Raw genomic sequence first — 15,009 nt, 5'->3', positions numbered from 1 at the left:
TCGGTGCACTACAGTCGTGCCGTGAGCGGCAGGGTGCAGTGGGCCGGGCGCGGGATCCTCTACCGCGCCTACCAGCGTCGTATCCGTCGCCAGATCGACGGACAGGCGATGCCGAAGCACGTCGCCATGATCGTCGACGGGAACCGCCGCTGGGCGAAGCAGCTCGGACTGGAGTCCGCGGCGCACGGGCACCGGGCCGGCGCGGCGAAGATCCCCGAGTTCCTGGACTGGTGCGACGACCTCGGCATCGAGGTCGTGACGCTGTACCTGCTGTCGTCGGACAACCTGACCGGCCGTGGCGGCGAGGAACTCGAGCAGCTCATCGGCATCATCGCCGACCTGGCCGGCACGCTCGCCGACCACCGCGACTGGCGCGTGCAGCACGTCGGGGCGGACGAGGGGCTGCCCACGGCGCTCGTCGACGCACTCGAGACCGCCGAGGCGGAGACCGCGGAGCACGCCGGCCTGCACGTCAACCTGGCCGTCGGGTACGGCGGCCGCCGTGAGATCGCCGACGCCATGCGGAGCATCGTGCGGGCGCACGGCGAGGGTGGCGGCACGCTCGACACCCTGGCCGAGGTGCTGACCCCGGAGCTCATCGGCGACCACCTGTACACGCAGGGGCAGCCGGACCCGGACCTCGTGATCCGGACGTCGGGCGAGCAGCGGCTCTCCGACTTCATGCTGTGGCAGAGCGCGCACAGCGAGTTCTACTTCGTCGAGGCCTTCTACCCGGACCTGCGCGAGGTGGACTTCCTCCGCGCCGTCCGCGACTTCGGTCTGCGGTCCCGACGCTTCGGCGGCTGAGGGCGCGCCGGAGCCGTCCTGCGGTCGCCGCTCGTGCCGCGTCCTCCGGTGCGTCCGGTGGCCTGCGTTCGCCCGCGCCCGGGCATCCCAGTACACTCACAGGGTTCTCCACCCACGGAAGGTTGCCCCTGTGAACACCACCGAGTACGCCGCCGGCTTCGCCGAGGAGCCCGGCTACCTCGACCACGCCGCGTTCGGTCCCGTGCAGACCGCGGTGCTCGAGGAGCAGCGCGTGCTCGGGACGATCCAGGAGCACATGCGCTTCGGCGCCATGGAGACGCTCGACGAGCAGGACGCCCGTGTCCGGACGGTCGCCGCGCGGCTGGTCGGCCGGCGTGAGGACCAGGTCGTCTCCCAGACCGCGACGACCCCGGGGCTGCTGCACACCGCGTTCGGCCTGACCGGTGGCGTGCTCGTCGCCGCGGACGAGTACCCGTCGCTGCCCCTCGCCCTCGCGAGCGCCGCCTCGGCCACGGGCGGCCGCGTGCAGCCCGTCGTCGTCGAGTCCGGCGCCGGGTGGATGACGCCGTCGCTCATCGCGTCGCGGCTCTCGGACGACGTCACCGCGGTCGCGGTGTCCCTCGTGGACTGGCAGACCGGGTACCTCGCCGACCTCGCCGCGATCCGCGAGGTCATCGGCGACCGGCTCCTGATCGTCGACGCGATCCAGGGCTTCGGCGTCGTGGACGCCCCGTACGAGCTCGCGGACGTCGTCGCGACCGGCGGGCAGAAGTGGCTGCACGCCGGCTGGGGCACGGGCTTCACGGCCTTCAGCGACCGCGCCCTGAACCGCCTGCGCCCGGCGCTGTCCGGCCCGCAGGGCACCACCGGCTGGCCGACCGAGGTGCCCTCGGTGAAGCCCGGGGCCGCCGGGTTCCAGATGACCAGGACCGACCCGGTCGCCCAGGCCCGCACGGCCGTCGCGCTCGAACGGCTCGTGTCCGTCGGCGTGGCCGCGGTGCAGGAGCGGGTCGCCGAGCGGGTCGAGCGGGTCTTCGACATCGCCGACGAGTTCGGGCTGTCCGTCGAGTCGAGCCGCGACCCGCGCGAGCGCGCCGGGATCGTCGTGCTCCGGCCGCCGCAGGGCCGCCTCACCGCGCTGTCCGCCGCCTTCCACAACCACGGGGTCACCGCCACGACGCGGCTCGGGGTCGCCCGGGTGTCGGTGTTCGCGTCCACGACGGACGAGACGCTCGACATGTTCCGCGACGCCTGCCTGTCCTACGCGACCATGCAGTGACGCCGGTCGCGCAGGTGCGCGCGGACCGACGCGAGCCGCGCGGCGGCGTCGCCACGAGCCTCCAGGCCGGAACTGTCCCGTTCACGTGACCGTAACCTGCCGAACAGCGTGTCGGGATGCCGCTGTCGGAGGGCGGACGTAGCTTGGCCCCATCGGGCACCGCGCCCGATCGAAGCGGCCACAGTCGGTGCTTCGGGACCCGCTCCACGGCCGCGTCGAGGACAGTGACCGGGCCGCGCGCGGCCCGGGGATGGAGTGGTCGTGACCTCTCAGAACGTCTCTCGCGGAACTCAGCAGCACCACACCGCGGACTCGTCCACCTCGGTCGCCCAGCGCACGTTCGTGCTCGACACCTCGGTGCTCCTCAGCGATCCGCGGGCGTTGTTCCGCTTCGCCGAGCACGCGGTCGTCCTGCCCGTCGTCGTCGTCAGCGAACTGGAGGCCAAGCGGAACGACCCGGAGATCGGGTACTTCGCGCGGCAGGCCCTCCGGCTCCTCGACGAACTGCGCATCGAACACGAACGACTCGACTTCCCGATCGCCCTCGCTGACGGCGGGTCGTTCCGGGTCGAGCTGAACCACTCCAACCAGTCGGTGCTGCCCTCGGGCCTGCAGCTCGGCGACAACGACTCCCGCATCCTCGCGGTCGCGATGAACCTGGCGAACGATGGGCTCGACGTCGTCGTCGTGTCGAAGGACCTGCCGCTCCGGGTCAAGGCGTCGTCGATCGGCATGGCGGCCGAGGAGTACCGCGCCGAGCTCGCCGTCGACTCGGGCTACACCGGCATCACCGACCTGCAGGTGTCCGGCGAGCAGATGGCCGACCTGTACGAGCGCGAGGAGATCCCGTCGTCGCAGCTCGCCGGCGTCCCGGTCAACACCGGGGTCGTCATCCACTCGGAGCGCGGGTCCGCCCTCGGTCGCGTGCACACCGCCGGGTCCGTCGCCCTGGTGCGCGGGGACCGCGAGGTCTTCGGGCTCCGCGGGCGCTCGGCGGAGCAGCGGCTCGCGATCGACGCCCTGCTCGATCCGGAGATCGGCATCGTCTCGCTCGGCGGGTCGGCCGGCACGGGCAAGTCGGCGCTCGCGCTCTGCGCCGGCCTCGAGGCCGTGCTCGAACGGCAGCAGCACAAGAAGATCATGGTGTTCCGGCCGCTCTACGCGGTGGGCGGCCAGGAGCTCGGCTTCCTGCCGGGCGACGCCAACGAGAAGATGAACCCGTGGGCGCAAGCGGTGTTCGACACCCTCGGCGCGCTGGTGTCCGACAACGTCCTGGACGAGGTCGTCGAGCGCGGCATGCTCGAGGTGCTCCCGCTGACGCACATCCGCGGGCGCTCCCTGCACGACGCGTTCGTGATCGTCGACGAGGCACAGTCCCTGGAGCGCAACGTCCTGCTCACCATGCTCTCGCGCATCGGGCAGAACTCGCGGGTGGTCCTGACGCACGACGTGGCGCAGCGGGACAACCTGCGGGTCGGGCGGCACGACGGGGTCGCGTCGGTCATCGAGCGGCTGAAGGGGCACCCGCTGTTCGCGCACGTCACGCTGACGCGCTCCGAGCGCTCGGCGATCGCAGCGCTCGTGACGGACCTGCTCGACTCGCCGGACCTGGTGTAGCGCGCGGGGCGGACGCGACCCCGGGACGGACGGGAGGCACGGTGCCAGCCGGCACCGTGCCTCCCGTCCGTCGGTGGGTGCGCCCGTCAGTTCGGGTGCGTCATCGACAGCACGTCCAGAGCGCTGTCGAGCTGCTCCTCGGTGACCTCGCCCCGCTCGACGTGGCCGAGGGCCACGACGGCCTCGCGCACGGTGATGCCCTGCGCGACGGCGTACTTCGCGACCTTCGCGGCGGCCTCGTAGCCGATGACCCGGTTGAGCGGCGTCACGATCGACGGCGAGGACTCGGCGAAGGCCCGCGCGCGCTCGAGGTTCGCCTGGAGCCCGTCGATCGTCTTGTCGGCGAGGACCCGCGAGCTGTTCGCGAGCAGGCGGATCGACTCGAGCAGCGCGGTGCCCATCACCGGGATCGCGACGTTCAGCTCGAAGGCGCCCGAGGCGCCGGCCCACGCGATGGTGGCGTCGTTGCCGATCACGCGCGCGGCGACCATGAGCGTGGCCTCGGGGATGACCGGGTTGACCTTGCCGGGCATGATCGACGACCCCGGCTGCAGGTCGGGGATGTGCAGCTCGCCCAGGCCGGTGTTCGGGCCGGAGCCCATCCAGCGCAGGTCGTTGTTGATCTTCGTCAGGCTGACCGCGATGACCTTGAGCGCGCCGGACGCCTCGACCAGGGCGTCACGCGCGCCCTGCGCCTCGAAGTGGTCGAGCGCCTCGGTGATCGGCAGCCCGGTGTCGGACGCCAGCTGCGCGATGACGCGCTGCGGGAAGCCCTTCGGGGTGTTGATGCCCGTGCCGACCGCGGTGCCGCCGAGCGGGACCTCGGCGACGCGGGGGAGCGTCGCCTGCACCCGCTCGACCCCGAGCCGGACCTGGCGCGCGTACCCGCCGAACTCCTGGCCGAGGGTGACCGGCGTCGCGTCCATCAGGTGCGTGCGGCCGGACTTCACCGCGTCGGCCCAGAGCGTCGCCTTGGCCTCGAACGACTCGGCGAGGTGCTCGAGCGCCGGGACGAGGGTGCGGATGAGCGCCTCGGTCACGGCGACGTGCACGGAGGTCGGGAACACGTCGTTCGAGGACTGCGACGCGTTGACGTGGTCGTTCGGGTGCACGTCCGACCCGGCGATCCGGGTGGCGAGCGTCGCGAGGACCTCGTTCATGTTCATGTTCGACGAGGTGCCGCTGCCGGTCTGGTAGACGTCGACCGGGAACTGGTCGTGGTGCTGCCCGCCGATGATCGCGTCCGCAGCCTGCGCGATCGCGTCCGATACGGCCGGGTCGACGATGCCGAGCTCGCCGTTGACGACCGCGGCGGCGCGCTTGATCCGGGCGAGCGCGACGATCTGCGCCGACTCGAGGCCGGCACCGGAGATCGGGAAGTTCTCGACGGCACGCTGGGTCTGGGCGCGGTAGAGCGCCGACGCCGGCACCCGGACCTCGCCCATGGTGTCGTGCTCGATGCGGTAGTCGCCCTCGGGGATGCTGTCCGGGGCGGTGGTCGCGGTGGTGTCGGTCACGTCGTCGTGGTCCTTCCTGTCGTGCTCGCCGGCGCGGTCGCGTCGACGCGGTCGTACGGTCCCGTCGGTGTCGGGGCCTGCGTCGTCGGGGCCGGTCAGGCCTGCCCGACGACGGTGTCGATGGAGACCTCGCCGGTCCCCAGGTCGTAGGTCGCGCCGACGACCGCGAGCCGTCCCTCGGCGATCGCGTCCGAGACGGCGCCGGAGCGCTCGATCACCTGGCGGAGCGTGGCCTCGAGGTGGGCGGCGCCGACGGCTTCCTGCGGCAGGTCGGCGTCGGTGGTGCGGACCTGCTCGACGCTCGGCGCGATGGCGTCGACGAGGGCCTGCAGGTGCGGCGCGGGCACCGGCTCACCGGACCGGGCGGCGGCGACCGCTCCGCAGCGGGTGTGGCGGAGGACGACGACGAGCGGCGTGCCGAGCGCCACGACCGCGAACTCGATCGAGCCGAGGACGACGTCGTCGACGATCTGCCCGGCGTTGCGGATCGCGAAGAGGTCGCCGATGCCGGCGTCGAAGACGTGCTCGAACGGCACGCGCGAGTCGGAGCACCCGAGGACGGTGGCGAACGGTGCCTGCGAGCCGGTGAGCTCGCCGCGGCGGTCCGGGTCGATCCGGCCGGTGCGGCGCTTGTCGGCGGCGAAGCGGGCGTTGCCCTCCACGAGCAGGCGGAGGGCCTCGGACGGGGTGGCGGCGGCGCGGTCGGGCATGGGCTTCCTCGGGGTCGGGTCGGGCTGCGTCGGGTGGGTCACTGCTGCGTGAACTGCTTCGACACGGCCGCGGCGACGGTCGTGAAGGACGCGTCGTCGGCGGTGCCGGACAGGACGATGGTGTTCCGGTCGAAGGTACCGACCAGCGAGTACGCGTGGTTGCCCGCGTTCTTGCCCTCGGCTCGCCGGTCGTACACGGTCCACTTCGTGCCCGCGATGGTGCGGTCACCGGTGGACGGCTTCTGGTCGAGCTGGTTCGCGACCCACGAGGCGTTCGCGTCGATGCCCTGCTGCAGGCCGATGTACTGCTTGTCGGGCGTGATCAGGCCGACCGTCCAGACCTTGACCCCGTCGGAGGTCTTGTCCTGGAAGTCGGCGCGGTTGGCGCTGTAGTCCTTCGGCAGGTCCGGGGCGGCGAGGGTCACGCCGGGGACGTTCGCCTGCGACGCGATCTGCTGGTAGTCGACGGTCCGGTCCACGGTCTGGTCGGGGCGGACCACGACGAGCACCAGGAACAGCACGATGCCGAGCGAGGCGATGAGGGCGAGCACGAGGTTGAACGCCGTCTGGTGCTCACGACGGGTGCGGCGTGCGGCGTCCTTGCGCGCCCAGGTCTCCTCAGCCGTCTCGGGGCGGCCGAGCTCGGCGACGATCGGGCGGCCGTCGGCGTCGGTCACCGGTCCGCTCCGTCCTGGTCGCCCGCACCGTCAGCGTTCGGACCGGCGGTGGACGCACGGGCGGCGTCGAGCCGGGCACGGGCGCCGACCAGCCACTCCTCGCACCGGGCGGCGAGGGACTCCCCGCGCTCCCACAGCGCCAGCGAACGCTCGAGCGTCGCGGACCCCTGCTCGAGCTCCGTGACGACGCGCACGAGTTCGTCGCGCGCCGCTTCGTAGCTCAGCGACTGCACGTCGGACGGCACGGGTTCCTGCTGGGTCGACACCACTCGATCCTACCGAGCACCCTCCGACGCGGCGTACCGGCGGCCGGACCGGTGGAGAACGGTGCGGCGCCGGATCTCGCGGCCCGCGGCGCCGGGCGCGTCCGGCTCGGCGGCAGGCCCCGGACCCGTCAGGCCCCGGACCCGTCCGGCCCCGGCCCGTCGGGCTCGAGCGTGCCGGTCGCCGTGCCCGCCCCGAGCGTGACGTGCACGGGCGTCGGTCCGGACAGGTCGTCGGTGCCGCGGACGACCCCGCCGTCCGCGGTCTGCACGATGGCGTAGCCCCGGCGCAGCGTGTCCCGGGGGGAGAGGGCGCGGAGCCGGCCGGTCAGGTGCCCGACGTCGCTGTGCGAGCGCTCGAGTCGACGGTCGAGCAGCTCGCGGGCGCGGGAGAGGTCGCGCGCCACTTCCTCTGCCCGGGTGTCCACGAGCCACGCGGTCGACGCCAGGGCGGGGCGGGAGCGGAGCGCGGCGATCCGGTCCGCCTCGACGGACAGGGTGTGCGACAGCCGCAGGCCGAGGCGTGCCCGGGCCTGCCGGACGTTGGCGAGCTCCTCGGCCACGTCGGGCACGACCCGCTTCGCCGCGTCCGTCGGGGTCGAGGCTCGGAGGTCCGCGACCTCGTCGAGGATCGGTCGGTCGGCCTCGTGCCCGATCGCCGAGACGATCGGCGTCGACGCGGCCGCCGCGGTGCGGACCAGCCCCTCGTCGCTGAAGCCGAGCAGGTTCTGGAAGTCGCCGCCGCCGCGGGCCACGATGATCACGTCGACGGTGGGGTCGGCGTCGAGCTCGACGATCGCGGCCGTGACCTCGCCCACCGCCCGTTCGCCCTGCACAGCGGTGTGCACCGTGCGGAACTCCACCTGCGGCCACCGCAGCTGCGCGTTCCGCTTGACGTCCTTCTCGGCGTCGGAGTCCTTGCCGGTGATCAGGCCGATCCGGTGCGGCAGGAACGGCAGGCGCTTCTTGCGGGCGGGGTCGAACAGCCCCTCGGCCGCCAGGGTCCGGCGCAGCCGTTCGAGGCGCTCGAGCAGGTCACCGAGCCCGACGTGCTTCATCTCGACGACCTGCATCGTCAGCGAGCCGCCCTTGACCCAGTAGTTCGGCTTGACGGCCGCGACGACGCGGGCGCCCTGCTTCAGGTCCGCCGGCACCCGGGAGCGCACGCTCGACCAGATCGAGAAGGACACGGTCGCGTCGACCTCGACGTCCTTGAGCTTGCCGTAGACGTTGCCGCCGGCGACGTTCCACTGGGTGATCTCGCCCTCGACCCAGGCGACGCCGAGCCGGTCGATCCAGTCGCGGATCTTCGCGCCGAGCAGCGCGACGGGCCACGGGTTGTCGGCCGTCGGTGGGCCCTGCTCGATCGCCATGCCCCCATGCTGCCGCATCCCGGCGACACCGCCGGGCAGAGCGACCGCCGACCGGCGACACCGCGTGGCCGCGCGTCCGGCGACACCGCCCGGCCGCGCACCCCGCCGTCCCAGGCCCCGTGCCGCCCGCGCACCTATCATCGGGGGCGTGACGATCACCAACGGCCGAACGGTCCCGCTCGCCCCGCCGCGCGTGCACGCAGCGCGGGGTCGCCTGCGGGACGAGCCGGTCCCGGGCGACAAGAAGGTCCTGCTCGCCGCCCCGCGCGGCTACTGCGCGGGGGTCGACCGGGCGGTCGTCGCGGTCGAGAAGGCGTTGGAGCAGTACGGCGAGCCCGTCTACGTGCGCAAGCAGATCGTCCACAACGTCCACGTCGTCTCGACGCTCGAGCAGCGCGGCGCGGTGTTCGTCGACGACGTCGCCGAGGTCCCGCACGGCGCCCACGTCGTCTTCAGCGCCCACGGGGTGTCCCCGGCGGTCGTCGCCGGCGCCGCCGAACGTGACCTGCACGCCATCGACGCGACCTGCCCGCTCGTCACGAAGGTGCACCGAGAGGCCACCCGGTTCGCGAAGGCCGAGCGCACGATCATCCTCATCGGCCACGCCGGGCACGAGGAGGTCGAGGGCACGATGGGCCACGCCCCCGAACGCACGATCCTGGTGAACGGCCCCGAGGACGTCGCCGTGCTCGAGGTCCCGGACCCCGACAACCTCGTCTGGCTGTCGCAGACCACGCTGAGTGTCGACGAGACCATGGAGACCGTCCGCCGGCTCCGCGAGAAGTTCCCGTCCATCGAGAACCCGCCGTCGGACGACATCTGCTACGCCACCCAGAACCGCCAGGTCGCGGTGAAGAAGGTCGCCCCCGCCGCCGACCTGGTCATCGTGGTCGGCTCGGCGAACTCCTCGAACAGCGTCCGACTGGTCGAGGTCGCGCTCGAGCACGGCGCGAAGGCCGCGCACCGGGTCGACTACGCCGAGGAGATCCGCCAGGAGTGGCTCGACGGCGTCGCCACGGTCGGTGTGACGAGCGGCGCCTCGGTGCCCGAGGAACTCGTCGCCGAGGTGCTCGAGCAGCTCGCGGACGCCGGCTACGGCACCGTCGAGGAGATCGTCACCGCGCACGAGGACCTCATGTTCTCGCTCCCGAAGGAACTGCGCACCGACGCGTCGGGCAACCCGACGCGTGCGCTCGGCGGGCGTCGCCGGTGAGCGGCGGGGACTGGTCCGCGGCCCCGGCCCGCGAGCCGGGTCACGTCGACGAGACGGCGCTCGGCCGGGAGGCACGCCCCGCCTCCGCCGGGTCGGCTGCCGGTCCCGCGGTCGGCCGGGTCCACGGCCGTCCGGCACCGGAGTACGGCGAGTACGCCCCGGAGGGGTGGGTGAACCCGGTCCTGGAGGCCCAGCGCCGCGAGGACGAGCGTCGAGCCCAGGAGCGCCGCGAGGAGCAGCCGATCGCGACGGCGAAGTCCGCGGCGGCCGCCCAGCAGGTACCGCGCAGCCGGTTCGGCGCGTCCCCGCTCGACTTCGTGCTGACGGTCGGACTGCTCGTCACCGGGCTGTTCTCGACCGTGCAGTCGCTCTCGGTGTCGCAGGTCGCGTCCTCGGTGCGCGAGACCTTCGAGCAGCAGTACACGACCTTCGCGGACCCAGCAGCCCTGTCCACCGCGGCCGTGGTCGGTGCGATCGGCAGCGTCGTCGTGTTCGCGCTGGTGACGTGGTGGTCGATCCGTCGCCTCCGGGCACGCCGACGGACCTTCTGGGTGCCGCTCCTCGGCGGGGTCGTCGCCACGGCGATCAGCGTCACCGCGTTCATCGTGGTCGTGCTGCAGGACCCCAGGTTCCTGCAGGCCGTGATGCAGCACTCCGGCGGCTGAGCCCGCCCGACGAGTGCGCCCGACGAGCCCTACCCGGCCAGGAAGGCGGCGACCGCGCCGTGCAGTGCCGCGAGGTCGTCGACGTGCACGAGCTCACGGACCGAGTGCATCGACAGCAGGCCGACGCCGATGTCGATCGTCGGGATGCCGAGCCGCGTCGCCGCGATCGGGCCGATCGTCGAGCCGCCCGGGATCGTGTTCACGTTGACGAACGGCTGCCACGGCACGCCGGCGGTGTCGCACGCGGCAGCCCAGACCGCCTCGCCCTTCGCCTCGGTCATGTAGCGCTGGTTCGCGCTGATCTTCAGGAGCGGACCGCCGCCGGGACGCGGGCGGTTCGTCGGGTCGTGCTTCTCCGGCTGGTTCGGGTGCACGAGGTGCCCGGCGTCGCTCGACAGCAGCCACGAGGCACGGAACGCCCGGGCAGCCTCGGACCGCGAGGCGCCGAGGCCCTCCTGCAAGCGTCCGAGCACGTTCTCGAGGAACGGACCACCGGCACCGGACGGCGTCGAGGAGCCGATCTCCTCGTGGTCGAACGCGGCGAACACGGGGATGTGCGCGCCGTCCGCGGGGGCGTCGACGATCCCGCGGAGTCCCGCGTGCACGCTCGTCAGGTTGTCCATCCGTCCGGACGCCAGGAACTCCCGCTCGATGCCGATCCGCGCCGGGGCCTGCGTGTCGGCCAGGAAGAGGTCCCACGACACCGCGTCGCCCACCCGGGCACGCAGCCACGCGGTGACGTCCGTGCCGCCGTCGTCGCCGCCCACGCCGACGATCGGGATCGTGTGGCGCTGCCGGTCGATCTCCTTGCCGTCGTTCACCCCGCGGTCGAGGTGGATCGCGAGGTTCGGGATGCGCGCGACGGGCCCGGTGGACACGAGCCGTACGCTGCCGTCGGCGTCGACCACCCGGCCGGCGATCTGCAGGTCGCGGTCGAACCACGTCGACAGGAGCGCTCCGCCGTAGACCTCGACGTTGAGCTGCTCCCACCCGAGGGTCCGCACGGCGGGGTTCGGCTTGACGCGGAACGTGGGGGAGTCGGTGTGCGCGCCGAGGATGCGGAACGGGGTCGTCGCGGTCGCGCCCTCCGGCAGTCGCCAGGCGATGAGTGCGCCGTCACGGACGACGACGTAGGCGCCGGCCTCGGTCGGCCACGCGTCGAGCTCGGACAGCTCGGTGAAGCCCGCCGCGACGAGTCGGTCGCGGGCCGCCGCTGCCGCGTGGAACGCGGTGGGGGACTCGGTGACGTACTGGGCGAACTCGGAGGCGATGGCGTCGGCGGTCACCCGACCATCGTGGCACGGCCCGCGGTGCACGACGCCCAGTGGTGACCGGACGCAGGACGGGGCGCGTCCGTCGGACGCGCCCCGTGCCTCCCGTCCGGTGTGGACTAGCCCTTGGTGTGCCCGGCCGAGCCGAGGACCTTCGCCGCCTCGCCGACGCGGGCCGCCATGGCCGTCTCGGCCACCTTGCCCCAGGCGCGGGGGTCGTACTGCTTCTTGTTGCCGACCTCGCCGTCGACCTTCAACACGCCCTCGTAGTTCCGGAACATCGAGTCGGCGATCGAGCGCGTGAACGCGTACTGCGTGTCCGTGTCGATGTTCATCTTGATGACGCCGTTGCGGACGGCCTCGTGGATCTCGTCGTCGGTCGAGCCGGAGCCGCCGTGGAAGACCAGGTCGAGCGGGTTCTCGCCGGTGCCGTGCTTCTCGGCGACGGAACGCTGGATCTCGCCGAGGAGCTCCGGACGCAGCTTGACGCCCCCCGGCTTGTACACGCCGTGCACGTTGCCGAAGGTGAGCGCCGCGATCCAGCGACCCTGGTCGCCCAGGCCGAGCGCGTCGACGACCTTCTCGACGTCGTTCGGGGTCGTGTAGAGCGCGTCGTTCGTGCCCTCGTGCTGGACGCCGTCCTCCTCGCCGCCGACGACGCCGATCTCGACCTCGAGGATCGCGTTGATGTTCCGCGTCTTCTCGATCATGGTCTTGGCGATCTCGATGTTCTCGTCGAGCGGCACCGCGGAGCCGTCCCACATGTGCGACTGGAAGATCGGGTTGCGGCCCTGGCGGACCTCTTCCTCGCTCGCGGCGATGAGCGGCAGGACGAAGCCGTCGAGGGCGTCCTTCGGGCAGTGGTCGGTGTGCAGCGCGACCGTGATGTCGTAGTTCTTCGCGACCTCGTGGGCGAAGCGCGCCATCGCGAGGGCGCCGGCAGCGCGGTTCTTCACGGTGTGGCCGGCGAAGTAGTCGGCGCCGCCCGTCGTCACCTGGAGGATGCCGTCCGAGCCGGCTTCCTGGAGTCCCTGGAGGACGGCGTTGATCGTCTGCGAGGAGGACACGTTCACCGCGGGGTAGGCGAACTTGCCGGCCTTCGCTCGTTCGAGCATCTCGGCGTACTGTTCCGGCGTTGCGATGGGCACTGCGATCTCCTTCGACGTGGTGGTGTCCACGCCGAGCCTAGTCAGGCGGACTGGAGGCGTTACGGGTGCACGTCCGTGCACCCGGTGTGGCTCCTGTGAGGGCGGTGGGTAGGCTCTGGTCGTGACTCCCACGACTGAGACCGGCTCCCTGTTCCTCCAGCCCGACCGCAACCTGGCGCTCGAGCTCGTGCGTGCGACGGAGGCCGCCGCGATCCGTGCGCAGCCGTGGGTGGGTCGGGGTGAGAAGAACCTCGCGGACGGTGCCGCCGTCGACGCGATGCGCAAGTTCCTCGGCACCGTGAACTTCGACGGCGTGGTCGTCATCGGTGAGGGCGAGAAGGACAACGCCCCGATGCTCTACAACGGCGAGCACGTCGGCAACGGCCACGGCCCGGCCTGCGACATCGCGGTCGACCCGATCGACGGCACCTCGCTGACCGCCGCCGGCCGTCAGAACGCGATCTCGGTGATGGCCGTCTCGGACCGCGGCTCGATGTACGACCCGTCGGCCGTGTTCTACATGGACAAGATCGCCGCCGGACCCGAGGGTCGCGGGGTCCTCGACCTGGAGAAGCCGATCGGCGAGAACATCCGCGCGCTCGCGAAGGCGAAGCACAAGGACATCGAGGACATGCAGATCGCCGTCCTCGACCGTCCCCGCCACGACGAGCTGATCCGCGCGATCCGTGCGACCGGTGCCGGCACCCGGCTGCTGCTCGACGGTGACGTCGCGGGCGGCATCTCGGCGGCGCTGCCCGGCTCCAAGATCGACATGTGCGTCGGTGTCGGCGGGACCCCGGAGGGCATCATCACGGCGTGCGCGATCAAGGCGCTCGGCGGCGTCATCCTCGGCAAGCTCCAGCCCAAGGACGACGAGGAACGGCAGAAGGCGATCGACGCCGGGCACGACCTGGACAAGGTCCTCGACCAGGACGACCTCGTCACGGGCGACAACACGTTCTTCGTCGCGACCGGTGTCACCGACGGTGTCCTCGTCGACGGCGTCCGCCGTTCACGCGGTGTCATCCACACGGACTCGCTCGTGCTGCGGTCCCGCTCGAACACGATCCGCCGGATCCAGGCTGACCACCGCGCCGAGAAGTGGTTCTGATCCGCCGCACGTGACGGGGATCGCACCCCCAGGCTGACATCGCACCCCGTCTCGGCGGGGTGCGATGTTCGTTCCCGGGTGCAACGCGCCGCAGCGGCCGCTCAGTCCTCGTCGAGCGCCCCGACCAGCTCCGGCGCCGTGAGCAACCGCGGCTCGTCCTCGATCGACACGGGGTCGGCGATGACCTTCGACTCGTCGAGCAGCGACAGCCGCCGGGCACTCGGCAGCACCTGGCGCTCGAGCGACCCCACGAACCGGTTGTAGTCGACCACGGACCCCCGGATGGCCCGTCCGAGCTTGTCCACGTGCCCACCGAGGGTCGCGAGTCGGCCGTACAGCTCGCGCGACACCGTGAGGAGCTCGCGCGCCTCGGCGGTGACGACGTCCTGCTGCCAGGAGAACGCCACGGTCTTCAGGACCGACCAGAGCGTGACGGGCGAGGCGAGGGCGATCCGCTTCCGGAAGGCGTGGTCGAGCAGCCCGGGGTCGGCGGCGAGGGCACTCGAGATGAGCGACTCGGACGGGATGAACGCGATGGTGAGCTCGGGGGAGGCGTCGTACCCGGACCAGTACTCGCGCGCAGCGAGGGCGTCGACGTGCGCCCGGAGCGCCTTGACGTGCTGCGCGACGAGCTGGTCGCGCCGCGCGCCCTCGGCGCCGGTGGCTCCCGCCGGGATCTCCGCCGCCTGCAGGTAGGCGCTGAAGGGCACCTTGGCGTCGACGGCGATCGTCTTGCCGCCGGGCAGGTGCACGACCATGTCGGGTCGAGCCGCGCCGGCCGACGTGGTGACGGCGGACTGCACGTCGAAGTCCACGCGCTCGAGCAGCCCGGCCGCCTCGACCACGTTCCGCAGCTGGGTCTCGCCCCAGACGCCCCGCGTGCTGTTCGAGGACAGGGCGCTCGCGAGCGTGTCGGCGGTGGCGCGCAGCCGTTCCTCGGACTCGGCGGCGGACCGCAGCTGTGCGGAGAGCGCGCCGTACTGCTCGCTGCGGGACTGCTCGAGCTCGGCGATCTTGGCGCGCATGACGTCGAGGGTCTGCGCGACGGGGCTCAGCGCCGAGAGCACCTTCGACTCGCCCTGCTGGCGCGCCGCGTCCACCCCGTGCATCCGCTGCAGCAGGTGCTCGAGCTCGGCGGCCCGGCGTTCGAGCGAGTCGACCTGCCGCCGGTACTGGGCGTCCTGCGCGTCGAGCCGCTCCTCGGCGTCGGAGCGGACCGTGTCGAGCTGCGCGCGCAGCGCGTCGGCCGTCGCATGTGCGGCGGCCGCGTCGACGCCGGCCCGGGAGCGGGCGAGCGACCAGGCGACGACGGCGCCGACGGCGGCGCCGAGCACGAGACCGATGACCAGCGCGAGGATCTGCATGACGCAACCGTGGCAGTGCCCACCGACACCGTG

At 72.4% G+C, this 15,009-nt stretch carries 14 protein-coding genes; 6 read left to right on the top strand and 8 right to left on the bottom strand.

Annotation, left to right across the window (positions count from 1 at the left end; all coding sequences use genetic code 11):
* Positions 1–21: 21 nt before the first annotated feature.
* The 3 genes from HUN58_RS07850 (at position 22) to HUN58_RS07840 (ending at position 3,664) form a co-directional block, all read left to right on the top strand.
* The gene (locus HUN58_RS07850; RefSeq protein ID WP_254631646.1) at positions 22–807 is read left to right on the top strand and encodes an isoprenyl transferase; all 786 of its coding nucleotides are present in this window, start codon (positions 22–24) and stop codon (positions 805–807) included.
* Positions 808–937: 130 nt separating this feature from the next.
* Positions 938–2,047 carry an aminotransferase class V-fold PLP-dependent enzyme gene (locus tag HUN58_RS07845; RefSeq protein WP_114848915.1) on the top strand — a complete coding sequence of 370 codons (1,110 nt, stop codon included), beginning with the start codon at positions 938–940 and terminating at the stop codon, positions 2,045–2,047.
* Between the two features lie 255 nt (positions 2,048–2,302).
* A complete protein-coding gene (locus HUN58_RS07840) occupies positions 2,303–3,664 on the top strand; it encodes a PhoH family protein (protein WP_174778742.1) in 1,362 nt (453 codons plus the stop codon).
* A gap of 86 nt (positions 3,665–3,750) precedes the next feature.
* Here HUN58_RS07840 and HUN58_RS07835 read toward each other — a convergent pair whose 3' ends face one another.
* From HUN58_RS07835 to xseA, 5 genes are all read right to left on the bottom strand, one after another.
* Positions 3,751–5,145 (bottom strand): aspartate ammonia-lyase, encoded by a 1,395-nt coding sequence (locus HUN58_RS07835; RefSeq protein ID WP_180226047.1) that lies wholly within the window; start codon positions 5,143–5,145, stop codon positions 3,751–3,753.
* Positions 5,146–5,276: 131 nt separating this feature from the next.
* Entirely contained in the window at positions 5,277–5,891 is a 615-nt protein-coding gene (locus HUN58_RS07830) for a carbonic anhydrase (protein ID WP_141860512.1), read from the bottom strand.
* A gap of 38 nt (positions 5,892–5,929) precedes the next feature.
* On the bottom strand, positions 5,930–6,568 hold the full coding sequence (locus HUN58_RS07825; RefSeq protein ID WP_180225598.1) for a DUF4245 domain-containing protein: 639 nt from the start codon (positions 6,566–6,568) through the stop codon (positions 5,930–5,932).
* Positions 6,565–6,834, bottom strand: coding sequence for an exodeoxyribonuclease VII small subunit (locus tag HUN58_RS07820; RefSeq protein WP_114849169.1), 270 nt, complete (start codon positions 6,832–6,834; stop codon positions 6,565–6,567). Before HUN58_RS07820 ends, HUN58_RS07825 begins: the two co-directional genes overlap by 4 nt.
* Positions 6,835–6,962: 128 nt before the next feature.
* Positions 6,963–8,204, bottom strand: coding sequence for an exodeoxyribonuclease VII large subunit (xseA, locus tag HUN58_RS07815; protein ID WP_141860518.1), 1,242 nt, complete (start codon positions 8,202–8,204; stop codon positions 6,963–6,965).
* Between the two features lie 148 nt (positions 8,205–8,352).
* Between xseA and HUN58_RS07810 the strand changes: the two genes are divergently transcribed.
* Positions 8,353–9,417 carry a 4-hydroxy-3-methylbut-2-enyl diphosphate reductase gene (locus HUN58_RS07810; protein ID WP_180225597.1) on the top strand — a complete coding sequence of 355 codons (1,065 nt, stop codon included), beginning with the start codon at positions 8,353–8,355 and terminating at the stop codon, positions 9,415–9,417.
* Positions 9,414–10,082 (top strand): DUF6264 family protein, encoded by a 669-nt coding sequence (locus HUN58_RS07805; protein WP_058741755.1) that lies wholly within the window; start codon positions 9,414–9,416, stop codon positions 10,080–10,082. Before HUN58_RS07810 ends, HUN58_RS07805 begins: the two co-directional genes overlap by 4 nt.
* Before the next feature lie 29 nt (positions 10,083–10,111).
* Here the strand turns inward: HUN58_RS07805 and HUN58_RS07800 are convergent, their stop codons facing one another.
* Together HUN58_RS07800 and fbaA are read right to left on the bottom strand one after the other, a co-directional pair.
* Positions 10,112–11,368, bottom strand: a complete 1,257-nt coding sequence (locus HUN58_RS07800) for a M18 family aminopeptidase (RefSeq protein WP_180225596.1) — start codon at positions 11,366–11,368, stop codon at positions 10,112–10,114.
* Between the two features lie 104 nt (positions 11,369–11,472).
* Entirely contained in the window at positions 11,473–12,501 is a 1,029-nt protein-coding gene (fbaA, locus tag HUN58_RS07795; protein WP_114849170.1) for a class II fructose-bisphosphate aldolase, read from the bottom strand.
* A 121-nt stretch (positions 12,502–12,622) separates the two neighbouring features.
* Between fbaA and glpX the strand changes: the two genes are divergently transcribed.
* Positions 12,623–13,612: a class II fructose-bisphosphatase gene (glpX, locus tag HUN58_RS07790; protein ID WP_180225595.1), complete on the top strand. Its 990-nt coding sequence runs from the start codon at positions 12,623–12,625 to the stop codon at positions 13,610–13,612.
* A 101-nt stretch (positions 13,613–13,713) separates the two neighbouring features.
* On the opposite strand, the gene HUN58_RS07785 is transcribed toward glpX, so the two are convergent.
* Complete coding sequence (locus HUN58_RS07785; RefSeq protein WP_114848922.1) at positions 13,714–14,976, bottom strand: DNA recombination protein RmuC; 1,263 nt, start codon at positions 14,974–14,976, stop codon at positions 13,714–13,716.
* Between the last annotated feature and the right edge of the window lie 33 nt (positions 14,977–15,009).

It is taken from the genome of Curtobacterium sp. Csp1 (genome assembly GCF_013347185.1).
Note: the sequence above shows the minus strand (reverse complement) of the source record. Positions and strands in the feature narration are given on the sequence as shown.